The following is an 18,471-nucleotide window of genomic DNA, read 5'->3' on the forward strand; positions in this document are numbered from 1 at the left end:
GAGCTACCTTTCCTCAGCAGGCTGAAGCCGATTGCCAGCCATTTTAGGATCTTCTTTCTCTTTTGTTTCTTCTTTGTTTTGATTCACATGGATTAGCAGGATCACGAGAATGCCGACAACAAGCGTCAATCCCGCAATGCTTAAAAACATACCGGGTCTGGACCATTGCATCAAGCGGCCGAAAATCGGAGGACCGATCGCCACTCCTAAGAAACGAACTGATCCATACAGCGACGTCACAAATCCCCGTCTTTCTTTCCCGACAGCTCCGGTAATAAAGCTGTTCACACAAGGAAGAACAAGTCCTGATCCGATACTGCTCAGCACAAGAACACTAATAAAAAACACGAGATTCTCAATGAAAGACAATGCCGCATAAGAGACCGTCATAAATGCCAATCCGAGTACGATCAGCTTTTTCATTAACGATTGCTTTTGCCCGATTTTGCTTCCGGTTGTATAAGATGTCACACACATGACCAAAAGCGGAATCGCCAAAATTAAGCCTTTTTTGACGCCATCGGTATTATATGTTTTTTCAAGGACATCCGACAGGTAAAAGAGGATGCCGAATAAAGTAAACAGACAGGTCGCCCCGGCTAAATAAGCGGTAAACAGCCATCTGCCTTCATGCTTGAAAACACTTAACAGCCCTTTCGCATATTTTCCGATCGGGGGCGGTTCTTTTTCCTTTTTCTTCTCTTTAATAAAAATCCAAGTCAGCACGATCGAAATGATACAAAACACCGGGAAGGCGAAAAACGCGCCATACCAGACAAGCAGGGCGATCAGCGAGCCGATGATCGGAGAAAGCACTTTTCCCATACCGTTAGAAGCTTCAACGAGGCCGAGCACCTTGCTTTCCTGGGCGCCTTTAAACAGATCCCCCGTCAATGCCATGGCAATTGGGCCGGTCCCGGCCGCTCCGATTCCCTGAAGTGCCCGTCCTGCCATGACCCATGGATATGCATTGTCAAAAAAACCTGCCGCAAACCCGGCTAGCAAACCGCCGGCGCCATACAAAATTAAGCAGGGAATAATGATGATTTTCCTTGAGAATCGGTCAGCGAGATAACCGACAATCGGAATCGCAAATGCCGCAATCAAGGAAAATACTGTGATGACGAGACTGACTTGAAATTGTGATAAATGAAGTTCAGATTTCATTTTTGGCAAAATCGGAATAAGCATCGAGTTTCCAAGTGTTAATATTAAAGGGATTGAACCGATTGCAACAATCGTCATTCCGTTATTTTGTTTTGATGATTCCATCTCAGAGCACACTCCTTTTCTTCTGCTTAGAATGTCCCTGATAACTTCGTTTATTCAACGTTCAGACAGCAAAAAACCGAACAGAAAATACCTGTTCGGGAAAAGGAGGGTTAACCGAGCGCCTGCGAAATCAACGCATATAAGAGTCCATTTTGGCCGGGGAGCATTTTTTTCTGGTAAAGCATAAGCGGCAGCTCTTCGTCTCTATGAAATCCCATTTCTGACAGTTTGTCATGGAACGATGTGTGTTCAGCCGGTATATCGATACGCATCGGACCTTGTTTGCCGGCGGCCAGCCTGTTGATTATTTGTGCAGCAGCGTCTGATGAAGAGGCGATGATGGGGCCGAATTTCAAATTGGCAGGTGTTCGTATAGATAGGCCGTAGCCAATCAGATGTCCCTCATTGTTTCTGGCGATGACGCATTCCTCTGAAGTGGGAATAAGCTCCTGCAGAAGATTTGATCGGTCTCCGCCAAAAGCTTTCAGATCGGCCGCGGCTAATTCTTGAAAGTCTAGTTCTTTAAAGGGCGACAGCTCAGCGTCAGGGCTCTCTTGCTTTTCGATTTGATGAAAACTGTGACAGCTGTACTTTCGGACTGAACCCGCCATATGAAAACCTGCTTTTTCATAAAGGGGCAAACCTTCTTTTGTGGCGCAAAGCCTGATGGCGATGTTCTCGGTGGTTTGGCTGATGCACGTGTGTACCATCCGCCGCCCGAGACCGAGCCGTTTGTAATCTTTGTCCACGATCACGAGGCCGATAGAAGCAAGGCCGCCAAACAAAAACAAGCCGATGCAGGAAATGAGGTTCCCGCTGACATTTTGATAACCGAAAAAACGTCCTTGCCGGACAAGCAGCGTCAGTTCTTGTTCGCCATAATCAGGCCACCTGGCTTGCCTGCAAAGCCGCAATAAGCCGGGAACATGTTCCTCATGAAGCTCAATCAGCTCATCCGCTACGTCCATAAGATCACCTGCTTGTTCCGAGTGTTTTGTACATGATGATATGAGTGCCAATGCCGGGAATGTTAAATGGTTCGCCAAGTTCCTTCCAGCCAAGCTTGGCATAGTAGCCTTTGACATGGTGTCTTGCGTTGCACCATACCGCCTGCACGTCTTTATCTGCCAGTTTCTGTTCAGCATATTTGATCAGTGTGCTTCCGGCTTTTTGATCGCGATATTCTTCAAGCGTTGCCATGCCTCTCAGCCGATAAGCCGGGGATTCCGTTAGTAATGGCTGATGTTGAGGGGAAAAAGAAGCGATGCTGATCAGCGTTCCTTCATAAAACGCGCCGAGATGAAAGGCGTCTTCCGCATGATCCTGTTCAAATTTGCATTGTTCGATGGATTGATGGGGGCGCAGGATACGGTGCCGGATGTCGTATGTATCTTCCGCGGGAATGGTTTTAACTTCGAGCATGGTGTTCCTCCTTATATACTGATTTTCTTTATCGTAACACGAATCCGGCTAAAAAAGACCGCCCGATTGGTTCGGACAGTCTTCTAGGTATAAGTATTAATGCAAGTGGAGATTTTGGCGCTGCTCATCTTTTTGCTGGATATACGAAGTGAGCTCAGCGGTTAAGTCAGATCTGAGAAAAGGCGTAATCAAATAGATGCCGTTAAACAGCTCGCATGCCGTGTCAAGCAGGGAGCGTGCAATCGCAAGGCCTTCTGCTTTTTGTTTCTCTTTATCCTCGCCGGCGAGGGCCATTTTTTCGCGAATAGAGTCAGACAGCTTTATCCCAGGGATTTCATTGTGAATGAATTCAGCATTTCGGCTGCTTGTGAGCGGCATAATCCCGATATAGACCGGCGTCTTCAGGTGCTTTGTTTCATTATGGATGTCAACAAGCTGCTGCTCGGAATAGACAGGCTGTGAAACAAAATAATCGGCGCCGCAATCTATTTTTTTCTCCAGCCGTTTTACCGCTTTATCCAAATGGCGGACGTTAGGATTAAATGCGGCGGCGACTGAGAAATTCGTTTTCTTGCCAAGCGGCTTTCCAGACAGGGACAGCCCTTCATTGAACTGTTTGATCAGCCTGATTAAATCAAAGGATGTTAAATCATACACAGACGTCGCACCGGGAAAATCCCCGATTTTAGAAGGGTCACCCGTGATGGCCAGCACGTCATTCAGCCCTAGTGTATCAAGCCCCATTAAATGGGACTGTAAGCCGATAATATTTCGGTCACGGCACGTAATATGGACAAGGGAGCGCATATCGAGCTTCTGCTTCACAAGGGCGCCGCAGGCAACATTGCTGATCCGCGGGGTCGCAAGGGAATTGTCAGCGAGCGTCAGGGCATCGATTCCCGCTTCTTTTAATTCAGCAGCGGCGGACAGAAATTTGTCAAAGCTCAATTTTTTTGGCGGGTCCAGCTCTACGATGATGGAGCGTTTTTCCGCCGCGAGCTCATTCAGGCCGGGCTCTGTCCGCTCGTGCTGAACAGAAATAAATTCCTTCGCACGGGTTTTGACTTCTTTTTCCGTAATCGGAGCAAGCCCGCCAACCGCTTCCGCCATCGCCCGGATGTGATTCGGCGTAGTGCCGCAGCAGCCGCCGATAATCCGTGCGCCTTGCTTTCGGAATTCTGACGCGCTGTTTTGAAAATACGTGTCGTCTGTTTCATAAACGAGCCGGCCTTCTTCAAGCGAAGGAAGACTGCTGTTCGGATAAACTGATAAAAACACGTCATCAAAAATCGGCACTTCGCTAAGTGCTTCAATCATGTGATAAGGGCCGAGCCGGCAATTAATGCCGACGATATCAGCCCCGAGATCCGCGATCGACCGCAACGCTTCAGAAAGCGGTGTTCCGTCCTGCAGTACACCTTGCTCATGCATGGAGACATTAAGCATAATCGGAAGGTCAGTCTCTTTGCGCGCGATTTTCAGCACTTCACGGGCTTCTTCTATATCATAATACGTTTCTAACAGCAAGCCATCCGGCTCTTCATGCAGCAGCAGGTACAGCTGCTCGCGAAAGCTGCGTTTGATTTCGTCAAGACTGTACGCGTTTTTATTAAATGTGCGGATGCCGCCCATTGTCCCAAGCACGTACGCATCGCCTGCTGAAGCCCGCGCGATTTTTACTGCCTCTTGGTTCATTTTTTTGATGTCATCCTCAAGGCCGTGTCTGGATAATTTAATATAATTGGCTCCGTACGTATTGGTTTGAATGATGTTGGCTCCCGCCTCAACGTACGCTTTATGTATGCGCTGAATCTCCTCCGGCTTCGAAATGTTGAGCTCCTCAAAGCACCTGTCAATGCCATAGGAGTAGAGGAGCGTCCCCATGGCGCCGTCGCCGATTAACACCTGTTTTTGCAAATCTTCTAAAAGTCCCATTGTCTGCCTCCTTTATTCACATTCAGCAAGGAAAAAAGAGAAATAAAAAAAGTCCTCTTAAGAAGAAGACTTTGTCAGTGATTTTGTCTCTTCTTATCTTCCAAGCTGTTCGAGCTTGCTGGATTTAGCACCTTGGTCATGGCTGATCGCCATTTACACCGGTTGCTGAAGCTTCGTCGGGCCAGTCCCTCTGCTTCTCTTGATAAGAACGGATATGAAATTTTCGTTCAGGAAGTGCCAAAAGATGCCTAGCGTTTTCCCTTTCTCCAAATTTACCGAAAATAAAGACAATAATCAATAGGATTCAGAAAATTTATCTGAAATTTATAAATTGAACGTCGATCGGCAGATCTGCACCCCGCACCGCCGTGATAATCTGCTGTAGGTCATCCTTATTTTTTCCGGTGACGCGCACTTGATCATCCTGCACTTGTGATTTTACTTTCAGTCCGGAGTTTTTGATGATCGTATTGATTTTTTTGGCGTTGTCCTTGTCAATGCCTTGAACAAGTTTTGCACGCTGGCGCACCGTTCCGCCTGACGCGTTTTCAACCTTGCCGTAATCAATGTTTTTTGTCGGCACGTTTCGTTTGATCAATTTACCCACAAGCACATCTTTCAGCTGGCTTAATTTGAATTCGTCATCAGAAACGAGGACAAGCTCCTCTTTATCTAAAGAAATGTCGCTTTTGCTTCCTTTAAAGTCATAGCGTGTGCTGATTTCCTTCAGCGCGATTTGGATCGCGTTTTGCACTTCAGGCAATTCCACCTTGGATACAATATCAAATGAACTTTCTTTTGCCATATGAAAACCTCCATAACATTTAACTTATGTGTTGATTATAGTAGAATAAAGAGAAACTTCCAACAGAACAAAGAATCAATTTGTGATGATTGGAAAAAATGTTAACAGAATCCGCGGAAAAATAAGCGGAACAGGAAGGGCGATAGCATGAGACCAGGGCAGCAATTAACCTTGAGTATAGATCACCAAACAGATTTCGGTTACTTTTTAACCGACGGAGAAGATACGATTCTCTTACATAACAGTGAAATAACTGAGGATATTGAAGACAGAGACGAGGTAGAGGTCTTTATATACGTCGACCAGCAGGAAAGGCTTGCGGCCACAATGAAAATTCCGGTCATCAGCGCTGATGAATACGGCTGGGTTGAAGTGGTGGATACAGTAGAAGATATGGGCGTTTTCGTTGATGTCGGTTTATCGAAGGACGCGCTTGTCGCAACTGAGCATTTGCCGCCATACGAAGATGTCTGGCCGCAAAAAGGGGATAAGCTTTACTGTATGCTGAAGGTGACAAACAGGGGACGCCTGTTTGCGAAACCTGCGCCGGAAGATATCATCAGCGAACTGTTTACCGACGCCTCGGAAGATTTGATGAATAAAGAGCTGACAGGTACGGTATACAGATTGATCGCAACGGGTTCATTCGTCATCACGGACGACGGTATCCGCTGTTTTATCCATCCTTCAGAAAGAAAAGAGGAGCCAAGACTCGGCTCAAGAGTCACGGGACGGGTGATTCAAGTCAAAGAAGACGGTTCAGTCAACATGTCCCTGCTTCCGAGAAAACAGGATGCAATGTCTGTTGATGCCGAGTACATTCTGACGTATATGAGAACGAGAAACGGCGCCATGCCGTACAGCGACAAAAGCAATTCCGACGATATCAGAGAACGTTTTAACATGAGCAAAGCCGCCTTTAAACGCGCGCTCGGCCATTTGATGAAAAACGGAAAAGTGTATCAGGAAGACGGATGGACATACGAGAAAAAATAGAAGGCCGCACAGGCCTTCTATTTTTTATATAAGAACTTCACAAATAAAAATCTTCTGCGTATCATTAGGGTAGACAGAATGTTTAATCAGTTAGAAGACAGGGGGTGAGGGTGGAATCATGGAAATTCGCATCGATATTTTATTGATCTTGATTGCGATGCTTTTCTTTTGGGTTGCTTATCTGGCCGGAATAAAGAAGCATACATGGATACTGTCCGGTTTTCATGAGTCTCGGATACGTGACAAGGATCGCCTGGCTAAAATTGCAGGATACTTTTTTCTGAATTCAGGGATATTTATTCTTTTCAACGGTTTTATTTCATTTCAAGGACAAGATCAGCTGATTCCGCCGATGATTTTGGCATATGGAGCCGGAGTCATCATTTATGTAAATAAAAGATTACTATAAAACCTCCAGCATTTATCAAATGATCTGGAGGTTTTTGTTTGCTTATTTTCTTAAAAAGAATATCGCCAATGTGCCGGGGCCGGCGTGTGAGCCAATCGCAGAACCAATCGGATGCATGATGATTTCCTTCGGTTTGAACGCATCCTCAATCAATTGTTTCATGTCTGCGGCTTTTTCTTCGTTCGCGGCGTAGCTGATTCCGACGGTTTGATTGCCCCAATGATCACCGCGCTCTTTCATAAGCTCGATGATCCGTTTGAAAAGTTTTTTCTGTCCGCGGATTTTTTCCAGAGGCACAAGCTTGCCGTCCTCCATCTGAAGCAGCGGTTTAATATTCAGCAAACCGCCGACGAAAGCGGATGTTTTTGAGATGCGGCCGCCTCTTGCAAGATACGTGAGATCATCCACAGTAAAAATGTGCTCAAGCTGTTTGCAAAAGTTCTTTACAGACGTTTCAATTTCTTGTATTGTATTCCCGTTGATACAGAGATCGGCGGCATGCCGGACAGCCAGGCCGTACCCTAATGAAGCGCATTTGGAATCAATGACCCGCAAATCGAAATCGGGGAATTCCTCCTTCACTTCATTGGCCATCATTACAGCTGTCTGATACGTGCCGGAGAGGCCTGAGGAAAAGGCAATGTAAAGAGCAGGATCACCTGTTTCGGCATATTGCAAAAACACATTTTTAATCGTTTGCGGTGAAGCTTGGGATGTCTTAGGCGTTTCTCCATTTTGCATCGCTTCAAATATTTGATCCGCATCAATCGTGACCGCATCTTCGAATTCTTTATCGCCGAGAGAAACTCTGAGCGGAATAAAGCCGATGCCGTTTTCTTCAAAATAAGAACGGGGCAGATCGGCGGCGCTGTCAGCGATGAGATGAACTGTCATATTGCTTCCCTTCTTTCCGTTATCGCTCGTTATCATAACAGTTAAGCCAACTATATCATATTAATTTGCCAAAATCGTGTTCAAATATTTGTTTTAAGGGAAAACATAATAAAGAAGAAAGAGCGGAGGAACATGCCATGGTACTAGATCAAACAAAAAAATTACTCATCGTCATCATCGGTGCTTTACTCAATGCGGCCGGGCTGAACTTATTTTTGATTCCGGCAGATGTATATGCCAGCGGCTTTACTGGTGTCGCCCAGCTTTTATCAAGCGTCGTTGATCAATATGCCCCCTTTTACATATCGACGGGAACGCTCTTGTTCCTCTTAAACATTCCGGTCGGTATTTTAGGATGGCTGAAGGTCGGCAAATCGTTTACGGTGTACAGCATTTTAAGCGTCGGTCTGACTACAGTGTTTATGGGAATCCTGCCGGAAACAAGGCTGTCACATGACATTTTGCTGAACGCGGTGTTCGGCGGCGTCATTTCCGCTGTCGGTATCGGCTTAACATTAAAATACGGCGCTTCGACAGGCGGACTCGATATCGTCGCCATGGTGCTTGCAAAGTGGAAGGATAAACCCGTCGGCACGTATTTCTTCATTCTGAACGGGATTATCATCTTGACGGCAGGATTATTGCAAGGTTGGGAGAAAGCATTATATACCCTGGTTACACTATATGTGACAACGAGGGTAATCGACGCCATTCACACCCGCCACATGAAGCTCACGGCAATGATCGTGACGAAAAAAGCGGACGAAATCAAAGAAGCCATCTATGGAAAAATGGTGCGCGGCATCACAACTGTTCCGGCCAAGGGAGCCTTTACGAACGAACAGAAAGAGATGATGATTATCGTCATCACAAGGTATGAATTGTACGATTTAGAGAAGATCGTCAAAGAAGTTGATCCGAAAGCATTTACGAACATTGTTCAAACGACAGGGATTTTTGGTTTCTTTAGAAAAGACTGACGAAAGCAGGTGGAGTCGTGAAACGGCTGCTTGTGATGCTCCTGCCCGTGCTGCTTTTGATAGGATGCGGGAAAGATGAGCAGACAGAACCCGATAAGGAGGTATCAGGCGGAATGGAAAATCAAGAGGTTGTTTTATCTGTTGACGCAATTCAGGAGCCTGAACAAATCAAGTTTAACATGTCGCTGAAGAACCAAAGCGAACGTGCTGTCGAGTTTCAATTCAGCACAGGACAAAAATTTGAACTTGTCGTGTATGATTCTGAGCACAAAGAAAGATACCGTTATTCGAAAGACAAAATGTTTACGCAGGCTTTTCAAAACCTGACGCTTGAATCTGGAGAAACATATGATTTCTCAGATGTGTGGAAGGAAGTCCCTGAGCCCGGAACCTATGAGGTAAAGGTGACATTTAAGGGGAGAGCGGAAAATCTCAAGCAGGTTCAGGCTGTTCAGCAGTTTGAAGTCAAATAAGAGGCTATGGCGGATCCGCCATAGCCTTTTTTTATTGCAGTTTGTCCAGCTGATTTTGAAATTGATGCAGCTGGCGACGTTCCGCATCTGTCGAATTGGCATACGCAGAAGATACAGCATTTTTGGCTCTCAGAATCGCTTGCTCCTGATCGCCTTCCTCAAAGCCGTTTGTCACCATGACAGCCTGTTGAACAAATGATTTAGCCTGCTGAAAGAGTTCGTTTCTCATTTAATATTCAACCTGTCTTTCGGCCGAGTCTCGTGCCGCGGCGTGCTGGTGAGCTTCTTCTAATGTAGACCGATATGGAAATCTTGCGGCGTGCTGCCCGATGGAGTCTTTACCCTGCTGAATAAACCTTCTGGATTTGCTTCGTTTACCCATTGTGAGAATGCCCCCTTCCATACTTTGACGAGATGAGTCGTCTTCAATAGTATGGTGGTGCGCAGTAAGGTTTATGAGTGGGAAAAATTAATACGGGCCGGTCTTTAAAGTGAGAAATATTCTTTCAAAAATCTTGCCACGCCGTCCTCTTCATTTGTAGCCGTTGTTCGGTTGGCAATCTGCTTGACCTCGTCAATTCCATTGCCCATCGCAACGCCGCAGCCTGCGAATTCAAGCATCTCCAAATCGTTATCCTCATCCCCGAAAGCAATGATCCGCTCCCTCGGCACGCCGTAATAATCGCTGATTTTCTGCAGGCCCACCGCTTTATTCATGCCGCTTTTAATAATTTCAATGACATGCCACGGCGCGGCCCATCTTCTATGATCGATCACCTCGGCATGCACATCCGATAAATAGGAGCGTATGGCTGCCACATCTTCTTCTTTTGCGTGAATGAGGACGGACGTCACATCCTCACCGAGATTTTGCCGCAAGTCTCCGACCGTCACGTTCGTTGTGTTCATGTTAAAGGCATCAATCAGGTGCTCATCATGGTAATGAAAGTACACATCGTCAATCACTTCAGCAAGCACATTATGTACGTTGTAGCTCTCGCTGATATCCACCAGCTGTTTGACAACATCAAGCGGCAGCGAGGTATGATACCGTCCCCAGCTGTCGTCCTGCGGATGATGGACAAAAGCTCCGTTAAAATTAACAATCGGCGTTGTCAGCTCCATCTGCTGGTAGTACATGGAACTTGAACGGTACGGACGGCCTGTCGCGATGCAGACATAATGCCCGTCATTTTTTAGGCGCTGTATCGTCCGAAGGGTGTTTTCTGATATGGTTTTATCTTCCTTTAATAACGTTCCATCTAAATCTAATGCGATTACATAGGGTTTTGTCTCCATGAAAAGCTCCTTTAACCTTAGATTTTGCTTGTTTTGCCTTACTTACAGTGTAGCTTTTTACCATCTTTATTGTCTACATGTTACACTTATGATTATGGTTATCCTAAGGAGGGGAACATTGTGATTCAAATTGAAAACCAAACCGTTTCCGGTATTCCGTTTTTACATATTGTAAAGGAAGAGAACAGGCACCGCGCCGTTCCTCTCGTGATCTTTATACATGGTTTTACAAGCGCGAAGGAACATAACCTTCATATTGCTTATCTGCTTGCGGAGAAGGGCTTCAGAGCCGTTCTGCCGGAGGCTCTGCACCATGGCGAACGGGGAGAAGAGATGGCTGTCGAAGAGCTGGCCGGCCATTTTTGGGACATCGTCCTCAATGAGATTGAAGAGATCGGCGTACTCAAAACCCATTTTGAAAAAGAGGGCCTGATAGACGGCGGCCGCATCGGTCTCGCAGGCACGTCAATGGGCGGCATCACAACACTTGGCGCATTGACCGCTTATGATTGGATAAAAGCCGGCGTCAGCCTGATGGGAAGCCCGAGCTACGTGGAATTGTTTCAACAGCAGATTGACCATATCAAATCTCAGGGCATTGATATCGACGTGCCGGAAGAAAAGGTGCAGGAGCTGATGAAGCGTCTCGAATTGCGTGATCTCAGCCTTCAGCCGGAGAAACTGCGCCAGCGCCCGCTATTATTTTGGCACGGCGCAAAAGATAGAGTCGTGCCTTACGCGCCGACCCGGACATTTTATGACACGATCAAATCCCATTACAGCGAGCAGCCGGAACGTCTCCAATTTATCGGAGATGAGAACGCCGACCATAAAGTCCCGCGAACAGCGGTGTTAAAAACGATTGAATGGTTTGACACGCACTTATAAAAGCACAAAGGTGTTAACACTGGCTCAATATACGTTATACTGTAGAAAAAAGGAGTGAGGGAACGTGGAAGAAGCATTAAAAGAAAACATCATGGGCGCCCTTGAACAGGTTGTTGATCCTGAGCTTGGCGTTGATATCGTGAATCTTGGATTGGTATATGACGTTGATATGGATGAAGACGGCTTAACGCACGTGACGATGACACTGACATCAATGGGCTGCCCTTTAGCGCCGATTATCGTTGATGAAGTGAAAAAAGCGTTAGCGGACATTCCGGAAGTAAAAGAGACGGAGGTTCACATTGTGTGGAATCCGCCATGGACAAGAGATAAAATGTCCAGATACGCGAAAATCGCGCTTGGCATTCAATAAAACAAAACAAAAGAGGACAGCCTGACACGTGAGGCTGTCCTCTTTTACAGCTGAAAGGAGTGAAAGGAAATGATGTATCTGCTGGCTGTCCTATGCCCGCCGCTCGCTGTTTTGATTTCGGGAAAACCGTTTCAGGCATTGCTGAATCTCATATTGACCTGTATCTTTTGGCTGCCGGGCGCGATTCACGCCTGCTTTATCGTCGCCGACCGCCGCGCCGAAAAACGGGCAAGGAGATAACATTGGAAAAATGAGGGCGCGAACATGGTATAATGGTCATAAAAAAACAGCAGGGAGAACGCCATGAAAAAGAAATTGCTTGCATTCGCGCTTTGTACAGGCGCGTATGCGGCCCTGTTTGCGTACTCTGTGCACTCAGAGTCAGAACAAAAAACAGACACAAGCGAGATGACGGATGTCAGCCGGCTGATGCCTGTGAATATTAAGCAGACAGTGAAAGGGCAGGAAGAAGAAACGCTCATTGACACGGTCAAAGAAGCCAATCGAAAAAATATAAAGATCTCAATCGCCGGGGCGCAGCACTCCATGGGCGGCCATACATATTATGAGGACGGCATCGTTCTCGACATGACGGGCTACAACAAAATCCTCGCATTCGATCAAGAGAAAAAAACCATCAGAGTGCAAAGCGGGGCGACGTGGAATGACATCCAGACATACGTGAATCCATACGGGCTCGCGGTAAAAGTCATGCAGTCACAAAATATTTTTACAATTGGAGGCTCTCTCAGCGCCAATGCCCACGGACGAGATATCCGCTACGGCTCGCTGATTGATACAGTCAAATCATTCCGGCTTTTAAAAGCGGACGGGACGATCGTCACCGTCACCCCAAAAGATGATTTGTTTACGGCAGTCATCGGAGGGTACGGCCTTTTTGGCGTGATTCTTGATGTCACGCTTGAGCTGACAGATGATGAGCTGTATGTCACGCAGACTGAAAAAATGGATTACAGCACATACGCAGACTATTTTACAAAGCACGTAAAAGGCAATCCGAATGTCAGAATGCATTTGGCGCGCATTTCAACAGCGAAAAAAGGATTTCTGAAAGACATGTATATCACGGATTACGTGTTGGCTGACCATCAGGATCAGCTGTCATCATACAGCGTTCTTAAAGAAGACGAGCATACGGGGGCCACAAAGTTTGCACTCGGTTTGTCAAGACGGTACGAATGGGGCAGAAATTGGCTGTGGAATACGCAGCAATCCTATTTCCTGAGCCAAAACGGCACAAAGATCTCACGCAATAACGTCATGCGGTCGGAATCAAAATTTCTAGAATATGAAAACAATGACAACACAGATGTCCTGCAAGAATACTTCGTGCCGGTCAAGGAGTATGCGTCCTATATTGACGACCTTAGACAAACGCTGTCGGATGAGGACTTGAACCTGCTGAACATTACGATCCGCTACGTGCAGAAAAATGAAAAAGCCGACCTTTCTTATGCGAAGGATGATATGTTTTCGCTCGTGCTTTTAATAAACGAGGGCTTTTCAAAAGAAGACCAGGCAGACACTGCCCGGATCATCAGGCGCATGACAGATGTTGCCATCAAGCACGAAGGCAGCTATTATCTGCCGTATATGACTTACCAGACAAAAGCGCAAATGAGACAGGCATATCCGAAAAGCGAAGCGTTTTTTCAGAAAAAACGAACGTATGACCCGGATGAGCGCTTTATGAATTATTTTTATCAGAGGTATAAATAATGGGGAAAAATAAATTAAAATGGCTGACATTATCACAAAGCAGCGTGTTCTTCGCAAGCAGCTTAATCTTTCCGTTTTATATACTGTTTGTGAAAAACATCGGCTCAAGCTACACGCAGTTCGGTTTTTCCTACGGATTGTTCGGGCTGAGCGGCGCGCTCATTTATCCGCTGCTCGGACGGCTGTCTGAAAGGCTCGACAGCCGTTATTTTCTGCTTGCGAACTCTTGGGGCATGGCTGTGCTGCTTTTGTATGTCCCGCATATCGGGAGCGTCGGTCAAGTGTATATCGTTCAAGTGCTGTTAGGGCTTTTTGGAGCGATGCAAAAGCATGGAGAAAAAGTGCTGATTGCCGACTTTACAGACAACGGAGAACGCGGAAAGAAAATTGGAAATTACCATTTTTGGACGGCGGTCTTTTCAGCGGCAGCTATTATGCTCGGCGGCTTTCTCGCCGATTTTTTTACAGTGCAAATGATTTTTTATGCAAGCTCTATTCTTTATTTTTTGAGTGGATTGATGATGATGAAAACAGGCTGACCGAGTCAGCCTGTTTTTTTATGCAGTTAAAAAAGCGGGAAATCAACGTTTTCTGCTGCAAAAGCACAGTTTGTTTCGGAACGGATTTTTCATTGAACAGAAAATTTACAAGTGAATAAAAATATTAAATATACGATTGAATTAATTTTTATTCATGTTATAATGTTAAATAATTTCACAAAGACCAAGAAGGTGAACTTGTTTTGAAAATAGGAATTGTAGGCGCTACAGGATATGGAGGCACCGAACTTGTCAGGATTCTCTCGCATCACCCTCATGCAGAGGAATGTATACTTTATTCATCCAGCGGAGAAGGGAATGTCTATAGCGAGGTTTATCCTCATCTTACCGGCTTAGCCGATCAGAAGCTGAAGCCGATCGACATGAATACGATCAAACACGAAATAGATATCATGTTTCTTGCTGCGCCGCCCGGGGTATCAAGTGAATTGACTCCGCAGCTGGCGGATGCGGGAATTCCGGTTATTGATCTGTCAGGTGATCTGAGGATACAAGAGCCGGCTGAATATGAAAAGTGGTATAAACGGACAGCTGCACCGAAGGAAGTGATTCATGAAGCGGTTTACGGCCTGGCAGAACTGAATCAAAAGCAAATTCAACAGGCGAAACTCATTGCCAATCCGGGCTGTTTTCCGACGGCTGTTTTACTTGGCCTCGCGCCACTGGCTCAAAAAAAGCTGATCAATGAATCTTTCGTTATTGTTGACGCAAAGACCGGTGTTTCCGGAGCGGGAAGAAAAGCATCCATGGGAACTCATTTTTCTGAGCTGAACGACAATTTTAAAATTTACAAAGTCAATGAACATCAGCACACGCCTGAAATTGAACAGGCGCTGCAAGAATGGCAGCCGGGGCTCGGGCCTATAACCTTTTCGGCTCACTTGGTTCCGATGACAAGGGGCATCATGGCGACGATGTATACGCAAGTAACCTCTGACCTATCGGCAGATGACCTGCATCACTTATATTCGGAATTTTACCAAGATTCATATTTTGTAAGAGTAAGGCCTAAAGGGCAGTTTCCGCAAACGAAGGAAGTGTACGGCAGCAATTTCTGTGATATCGCCGTTACCCTCGACGAGAGAACGAACCGAGTCACGATCGTCTCGGTAATCGATAATGTAATGAAGGGTGCCGCCGGTCAGGCTGTGCAGAACTTTAATCTAATGAATGGCTGGAGTGAAGAGACAGGGCTCACCATGACGCCAATTTATCCATAGAACGGGAGAGAATCGAATCATGATTCAGTTAAGTGAAGATCAAATTGTAAAAGTAACAGGTGATGTATCCTCGCCAAAAGGGTTTCAGGCAAAGGGCGTGCATTGCGGTCTGCGCTACTCGAAAAAAGACCTCGGCGTCATTATCAGCGAGACACCGGCAGCAAGCGCGGCGGTTTACACCCAAAGCCATTTTCAGGCCGCGCCGATCAAAGTCACACAAGACAGCCTAAAGCATGGATCAGCATTGAAAGCCGTCATCGTCAACAGCGCCATTGCCAATGCCTGCACGGGAGAACAAGGGTTAAAGGACGCATACACAATGCGGGAGAGCCTTGCTTCACAGCTTGGCATTGAGCCGGAGCTTGTCGCTGTTTCATCAACAGGCGTCATCGGCGAACATTTAGACATGGAAAAAATCCAGGCTGGCATCGAGCTGCTGAAACAAACGCCTGCGGGATCAGGAGATTTTGAGGAAGCGATATTAACAACCGATACGGTGATCAAGCAGACGTGCTATGAGCTGACAATCGGCGGCAAAACAGTCACGATCGGAGGAGCGGCTAAAGGCTCGGGAATGATTCACCCGAACATGGCCACAATGCTGGGGTTTGTGACTACAGACGCGGCAATTGATGAAAAAGCGCTGCAAAAGGCGCTTCGCGAAATCACTGATGTTTCATTTAACCAAATTACAGTTGACGGTGAAACATCCACGAACGATATGGTCTTGGTCATGGCAAACGGCTGCGCGGAGAATGAGTGCCTGACGGAAGATCATCCAGAATGGCCGGTCTTTAAAAAAGCGCTCTTGCTTACTTGCGAGGATTTGGCTAAAGAGATTGCCAGAGACGGAGAAGGCGCGACAAAACTAATCGAAGCCCAAGTGCAGGGCGCGAAAAACAATCTTGATGCAAACGTGATTGCCAAAAAAATTGTCGGCTCAAGCCTCGTGAAAACGGCGGTCTACGGAACAGATGCCAACTGGGGGCGCATCATCGGAGCCATCGGACACAGCGCAGCCCAGGTGACGGCAGAAGAAGTAGAGGTTTATCTCGGGGGTCAATGCCTCTTTAAGCATAACGAACCTCAGCCATTCTCTGAATCTCTCGCCAAGGAATATCTTGAAGGAGATGAAATCACGATTGTCATCAAGATGGATGAAGGTGACGGGAACGGAAGAGCGTGGGGCTGTGACCTGACCTATGACTATATCAAAATTAACGCGAGCTATCGCACGTAATAAAGGGGAGCACAATGAAGAAAACAATCGTTTTTAAATGCGGGGGAAGTGTCATCCGTGAGCTGTCGGAGGAATTTTTTCATAACCTGAAAGAACTGATGGCGTCAGGATGGAAACTGGCGATCGTTCACGGCGGCGGCCCGGAAATTACAAATATGCTGAAACGGTTAAATATCAAAACAGAGTTTTCGGGAGGACAGCGGAAAACAACGAAGCCGGTGCTCGAAGTGGCGGAGATGGTTTTATCCGGTTCTGTCAATAAATTTTTCGTCGCTGAGCTTGCCAAACACGGACTGCGTGCTGCGGGCATCTCCGGTAAGGACGGCGGTCTTTTGGAGGCTGATTATCTCGATCCGGAAACATACGGGGAAGTCGGGGAAATCAAAAAGGTCGATGCATCCATGGTGAACGCGCTGATGGAAAAGAGTATCATTCCTGTTATTGCGCCGCTGTCGATGACAAGTGACTGCAAGACGCTTAATGTCAATGCCGATCTGGCTGCTTCGGCAGTCGCCGGAGCGCTTGAAGCAGATAAGCTGATGTTCGTCACTGATGTCGATGGGATCATGAAAGAAAAACAGCGTCTCGACGTCCTCACTCCTGAGGAGGTTCAAATGCTGATCGAGCAGGAAGTGATCACAGGGGGAATGATCCCGAAGGTCAATTCAGCCTTGTCAGCTTTATCAGATCAGGTGTCCGAAGTCATGATCGTAAACGGCAAAGGAGCATTCTTCACAGAACAAACCTTTCAAGGAACAAAAATCGTTAAAGCAAAGGAGGCTGTTTCATGAGCAGCTTGTTTCAAACCTACGGCCGCTGGGATATTGACATCAAAAAAGCAAAGGGAACGTACGTTGAGGATCAAAACGGCAAAACATATCTCGATTTCATTCAGGGGATTGCGGTATCCAATCTGGGCCACTGCCATGAAACGGTCACTGAAGCAGTCAAACAACAGCTCGACAGCGTATGGCACGTATCGAATTTGTTTCAAAACAGTCTCCAAGAGCAAGCGGCACAAAAGCTGACGGCGCACAGTGCGGGAGATCTTGTCTTTTTCTGCAACAGCGGTGCGGAAGCGAATGAAGGCGCAATCAAGCTCGCCCGAAAAGCAACTGGTAAAACGAAAATCATCACGTTCCTTCAGTCGTTCCATGGCCGTACGTATGCAGGGATGGCTGCGACCGGACAGGATAAAATCAAAACAGGCTTCGGCCCGATGTTGGAGGGTTTTCATTACTTGCCATACAACGATCCTTCCGCCTTTGAGGCTCTTAGGGAGGAAGACGGCATTGCCGCGGTGATGCTTGAGACAGTACAGGGAGAAGGCGGAGTCAATCCAGCGAGCGCTGCATTTTTAACAGCCGTCCAGTCGTTTTGTAAGGAAAAGGAAGCCCTTCTGATCGTAGATGAAATCCAGACCGGCATCGGACGGACGGGAAAGGGGTTCGCATACGAGCACTTTGGACTTTCGCCTGATATTATCACAGCCGCAAAAGGATTGGGAAACGGCTTTCCAGTCGGCGCTGTCATCGGAAAGAAACAGCTCGGAAAAGCGTTTACCCCTGGTTCTCACGGAACGACTTTCGGAGGAAATATGCTGGCGATGGCTGCTGTGAATGCCACATTGCAAATTGTATTCCAGCCTGATTTTCTGCAAGAGGCTGCTGACAAAGGGACATTTTTAAAAGAACAGCTCGAGGCTGAGCTAAACAGCCCTTTTGTCAAACAAATCCGCGGGAAAGGATTAATGCTTGGAATTGAGTGTGATGGCCCGGTTGCTGACATCATTACTGAATTGCAGACATTAGGCTTGCTCGTATTGCCGGCCGGCCCGAACGTCATTCGCCTGCTGCCGCCGCTCACCGTGACAAAGGATGAAATAGCAGAAGCAATCAGCAAGCTGAAACAGGCAATCGCGCAGCATTCCGCTGTAAATCAGTAATTTTTTTTCGGTATGAAAGC

The 18,471-nt window shown here is 46.7% G+C and carries 21 protein-coding genes, 1 pseudogene and 1 riboswitch; of the genes and pseudogenes, 13 read left to right on the plus strand and 9 right to left on the minus strand.

Features of this window, described 5'->3' with window-relative positions:
- Positions 1-3: 3 nt before the first annotated feature.
- From EFK13_RS06175 to EFK13_RS06195, 5 genes are all read right to left on the minus strand, one after another.
- On the minus strand, positions 4-1,272 hold the full coding sequence (locus EFK13_RS06175; RefSeq protein ID WP_129506114.1) for an MFS transporter: 1,269 nt from the start codon (positions 1,270-1,272) through the stop codon (positions 4-6).
- 110 nt (positions 1,273-1,382) lie between these two features.
- Positions 1,383-2,240 (minus strand): GNAT family N-acetyltransferase, encoded by an 858-nt coding sequence (locus EFK13_RS06180; protein ID WP_129506113.1) that lies wholly within the window; start codon positions 2,238-2,240, stop codon positions 1,383-1,385.
- A 4-nt stretch (positions 2,241-2,244) separates the two neighbouring features.
- Positions 2,245-2,694 carry a GNAT family N-acetyltransferase gene (locus EFK13_RS06185; RefSeq protein WP_129506112.1) on the minus strand — a complete coding sequence of 150 codons (450 nt, stop codon included), beginning with the start codon at positions 2,692-2,694 and terminating at the stop codon, positions 2,245-2,247.
- Between the two features lie 96 nt (positions 2,695-2,790).
- Positions 2,791-4,629, minus strand: coding sequence for a bifunctional homocysteine S-methyltransferase/methylenetetrahydrofolate reductase (locus EFK13_RS06190; protein WP_129506111.1), 1,839 nt, complete (start codon positions 4,627-4,629; stop codon positions 2,791-2,793).
- A 90-nt stretch (positions 4,630-4,719) separates the two neighbouring features.
- A riboswitch (SAM riboswitch) is annotated at positions 4,720-4,838 on the minus strand.
- A gap of 104 nt (positions 4,839-4,942) precedes the next feature.
- On the minus strand, positions 4,943-5,434 hold the full coding sequence (locus tag EFK13_RS06195) for a YajQ family cyclic di-GMP-binding protein (RefSeq protein WP_064813429.1): 492 nt from the start codon (positions 5,432-5,434) through the stop codon (positions 4,943-4,945).
- Positions 5,435-5,532: 98 nt separating this feature from the next.
- Here EFK13_RS06195 and EFK13_RS06200 point away from each other — a divergent pair.
- Both EFK13_RS06200 and EFK13_RS06205 read left to right on the plus strand, forming a co-directional pair.
- Positions 5,533-6,430: pseudogene (locus EFK13_RS06200) on the plus strand (CvfB family protein).
- A 118-nt stretch (positions 6,431-6,548) separates the two neighbouring features.
- Positions 6,549-6,839 (plus strand): DUF3784 domain-containing protein, encoded by a 291-nt coding sequence (locus EFK13_RS06205; protein WP_129506109.1) that lies wholly within the window; start codon positions 6,549-6,551, stop codon positions 6,837-6,839.
- Positions 6,840-6,881: 42 nt separating this feature from the next.
- Here EFK13_RS06205 and EFK13_RS06210 read toward each other — a convergent pair whose 3' ends face one another.
- Complete coding sequence (locus EFK13_RS06210) at positions 6,882-7,733, minus strand: DegV family protein (RefSeq protein ID WP_129506108.1); 852 nt, start codon at positions 7,731-7,733, stop codon at positions 6,882-6,884.
- A gap of 137 nt (positions 7,734-7,870) precedes the next feature.
- Here EFK13_RS06210 and EFK13_RS06215 point away from each other — a divergent pair, with 137 nt between their 5' ends.
- Together EFK13_RS06215 and EFK13_RS06220 are read left to right on the plus strand one after the other, a co-directional pair.
- A complete protein-coding gene (locus EFK13_RS06215) occupies positions 7,871-8,713 on the plus strand; it encodes a YitT family protein (protein ID WP_129506107.1) in 843 nt (280 codons plus the stop codon).
- Between the two features lie 17 nt (positions 8,714-8,730).
- Positions 8,731-9,186: a BsuPI-related putative proteinase inhibitor gene (locus EFK13_RS06220; RefSeq protein ID WP_335842722.1), complete on the plus strand. Its 456-nt coding sequence runs from the start codon at positions 8,731-8,733 to the stop codon at positions 9,184-9,186.
- A gap of 31 nt (positions 9,187-9,217) precedes the next feature.
- Here the strand turns inward: EFK13_RS06220 and EFK13_RS06225 are convergent, their stop codons facing one another.
- From EFK13_RS06225 to yitU, 3 genes are all read right to left on the minus strand, one after another.
- Entirely contained in the window at positions 9,218-9,415 is a 198-nt protein-coding gene (locus EFK13_RS06225; protein WP_003233010.1) for a DUF3813 domain-containing protein, read from the minus strand.
- Entirely contained in the window at positions 9,416-9,568 is a 153-nt protein-coding gene (locus EFK13_RS06230; protein WP_167470873.1) for a hypothetical protein, read from the minus strand. It abuts the gene before it with no gap.
- A 104-nt stretch (positions 9,569-9,672) separates the two neighbouring features.
- Entirely contained in the window at positions 9,673-10,485 is an 813-nt protein-coding gene (gene yitU, locus EFK13_RS06235; RefSeq protein WP_129506106.1) for a 5-amino-6-(5-phospho-D-ribitylamino)uracil phosphatase YitU, read from the minus strand.
- A 120-nt stretch (positions 10,486-10,605) separates the two neighbouring features.
- On the opposite strand from yitU, the gene EFK13_RS06240 reads away from it, so the two are divergent.
- From EFK13_RS06240 to argD, 9 genes are all read left to right on the plus strand, one after another.
- Positions 10,606-11,373 (plus strand): prolyl oligopeptidase family serine peptidase, encoded by a 768-nt coding sequence (locus EFK13_RS06240; protein ID WP_129506105.1) that lies wholly within the window; start codon positions 10,606-10,608, stop codon positions 11,371-11,373.
- Between the two features lie 64 nt (positions 11,374-11,437).
- Positions 11,438-11,746 carry a metal-sulfur cluster assembly factor gene (locus EFK13_RS06245; protein WP_003224525.1) on the plus strand — a complete coding sequence of 103 codons (309 nt, stop codon included), beginning with the start codon at positions 11,438-11,440 and terminating at the stop codon, positions 11,744-11,746.
- A 69-nt stretch (positions 11,747-11,815) separates the two neighbouring features.
- On the plus strand, positions 11,816-11,986 hold the full coding sequence (locus EFK13_RS06250; protein WP_064813421.1) for a YqaE/Pmp3 family membrane protein: 171 nt from the start codon (positions 11,816-11,818) through the stop codon (positions 11,984-11,986).
- Between the two features lie 63 nt (positions 11,987-12,049).
- Positions 12,050-13,486 (plus strand): FAD-binding oxidoreductase, encoded by a 1,437-nt coding sequence (locus tag EFK13_RS06255; RefSeq protein WP_129506104.1) that lies wholly within the window; start codon positions 12,050-12,052, stop codon positions 13,484-13,486.
- Positions 13,486-14,025 (plus strand): MFS transporter, encoded by a 540-nt coding sequence (locus EFK13_RS06260; RefSeq protein ID WP_064813419.1) that lies wholly within the window; start codon positions 13,486-13,488, stop codon positions 14,023-14,025. Before EFK13_RS06255 ends, EFK13_RS06260 begins: the two co-directional genes overlap by 1 nt.
- Before the next feature lie 203 nt (positions 14,026-14,228).
- Complete coding sequence (argC, locus tag EFK13_RS06265; RefSeq protein WP_129506103.1) at positions 14,229-15,266, plus strand: N-acetyl-gamma-glutamyl-phosphate reductase; 1,038 nt, start codon at positions 14,229-14,231, stop codon at positions 15,264-15,266.
- A 19-nt stretch (positions 15,267-15,285) separates the two neighbouring features.
- A complete protein-coding gene (gene argJ, locus EFK13_RS06270; RefSeq protein WP_129506102.1) occupies positions 15,286-16,506 on the plus strand; it encodes a bifunctional ornithine acetyltransferase/N-acetylglutamate synthase in 1,221 nt (406 codons plus the stop codon).
- 14 nt (positions 16,507-16,520) lie between these two features.
- Entirely contained in the window at positions 16,521-17,297 is a 777-nt protein-coding gene (gene argB, locus EFK13_RS06275) for an acetylglutamate kinase (protein WP_129506101.1), read from the plus strand.
- Positions 17,294-18,451: an acetylornithine transaminase gene (gene argD / locus EFK13_RS06280; protein ID WP_129506100.1), complete on the plus strand. Its 1,158-nt coding sequence runs from the start codon at positions 17,294-17,296 to the stop codon at positions 18,449-18,451. The genes argB and argD overlap by 4 nt, the downstream gene beginning before the upstream one ends.
- Positions 18,452-18,471 lie beyond the last annotated feature (20 nt).

Origin of the sequence: Bacillus cabrialesii, from assembly GCF_004124315.2 — a bacterium.
In the GTDB taxonomy this organism is placed as follows: domain Bacteria; phylum Bacillota; class Bacilli; order Bacillales; family Bacillaceae; genus Bacillus; species Bacillus cabrialesii.

Excerpts from the sequence above, each read along its gene's own strand:
- EFK13_RS06260 (WP_064813419.1), top strand. The coding sequence starts at position 13,486 with ATGGGGAAAAATAAATTAAAATGGCTGACATTATCACAAAGCAGCGTG.
- EFK13_RS06250 (WP_064813421.1), top strand. The coding sequence starts at position 11,816 with ATGATGTATCTGCTGGCTGTCCTATGCCCGCCGCTCGCTGTTTTGATT.
- EFK13_RS06255 (WP_129506104.1), top strand. The coding sequence starts at position 12,050 with ATGAAAAAGAAATTGCTTGCATTCGCGCTTTGTACAGGCGCGTATGCG.
- EFK13_RS06190 (WP_129506111.1), bottom strand. The coding sequence starts at position 4,629 with ATGGGACTTTTAGAAGATTTGCAAAAACAGGTGTTAATCGGCGACGGC.
- EFK13_RS06195 (WP_064813429.1), bottom strand. The coding sequence starts at position 5,434 with ATGGCAAAAGAAAGTTCATTTGATATTGTATCCAAGGTGGAATTGCCT.
- argD (WP_129506100.1), top strand. The coding sequence starts at position 17,294 with ATGAGCAGCTTGTTTCAAACCTACGGCCGCTGGGATATTGACATCAAA.
- argJ (WP_129506102.1), top strand. The coding sequence starts at position 15,286 with ATGATTCAGTTAAGTGAAGATCAAATTGTAAAAGTAACAGGTGATGTA.
- EFK13_RS06205 (WP_129506109.1), top strand. The coding sequence starts at position 6,549 with ATGGAAATTCGCATCGATATTTTATTGATCTTGATTGCGATGCTTTTC.
- argB (WP_129506101.1), top strand. The coding sequence starts at position 16,521 with ATGAAGAAAACAATCGTTTTTAAATGCGGGGGAAGTGTCATCCGTGAG.
- EFK13_RS06215 (WP_129506107.1), top strand. The coding sequence starts at position 7,871 with ATGGTACTAGATCAAACAAAAAAATTACTCATCGTCATCATCGGTGCT.
- EFK13_RS06225 (WP_003233010.1), bottom strand. The coding sequence starts at position 9,415 with ATGAGAAACGAACTCTTTCAGCAGGCTAAATCATTTGTTCAACAGGCT.
- EFK13_RS06185 (WP_129506112.1), bottom strand. The coding sequence starts at position 2,694 with ATGCTCGAAGTTAAAACCATTCCCGCGGAAGATACATACGACATCCGG.
- yitU (WP_129506106.1), bottom strand. The coding sequence starts at position 10,485 with ATGGAGACAAAACCCTATGTAATCGCATTAGATTTAGATGGAACGTTA.
- EFK13_RS06210 (WP_129506108.1), bottom strand. The coding sequence starts at position 7,733 with ATGACAGTTCATCTCATCGCTGACAGCGCCGCCGATCTGCCCCGTTCT.
- EFK13_RS06230 (WP_167470873.1), bottom strand. The coding sequence starts at position 9,568 with ATGGGTAAACGAAGCAAATCCAGAAGGTTTATTCAGCAGGGTAAAGAC.
- EFK13_RS06180 (WP_129506113.1), bottom strand. The coding sequence starts at position 2,240 with ATGGACGTAGCGGATGAGCTGATTGAGCTTCATGAGGAACATGTTCCC.
- EFK13_RS06175 (WP_129506114.1), bottom strand. The coding sequence starts at position 1,272 with ATGGAATCATCAAAACAAAATAACGGAATGACGATTGTTGCAATCGGT.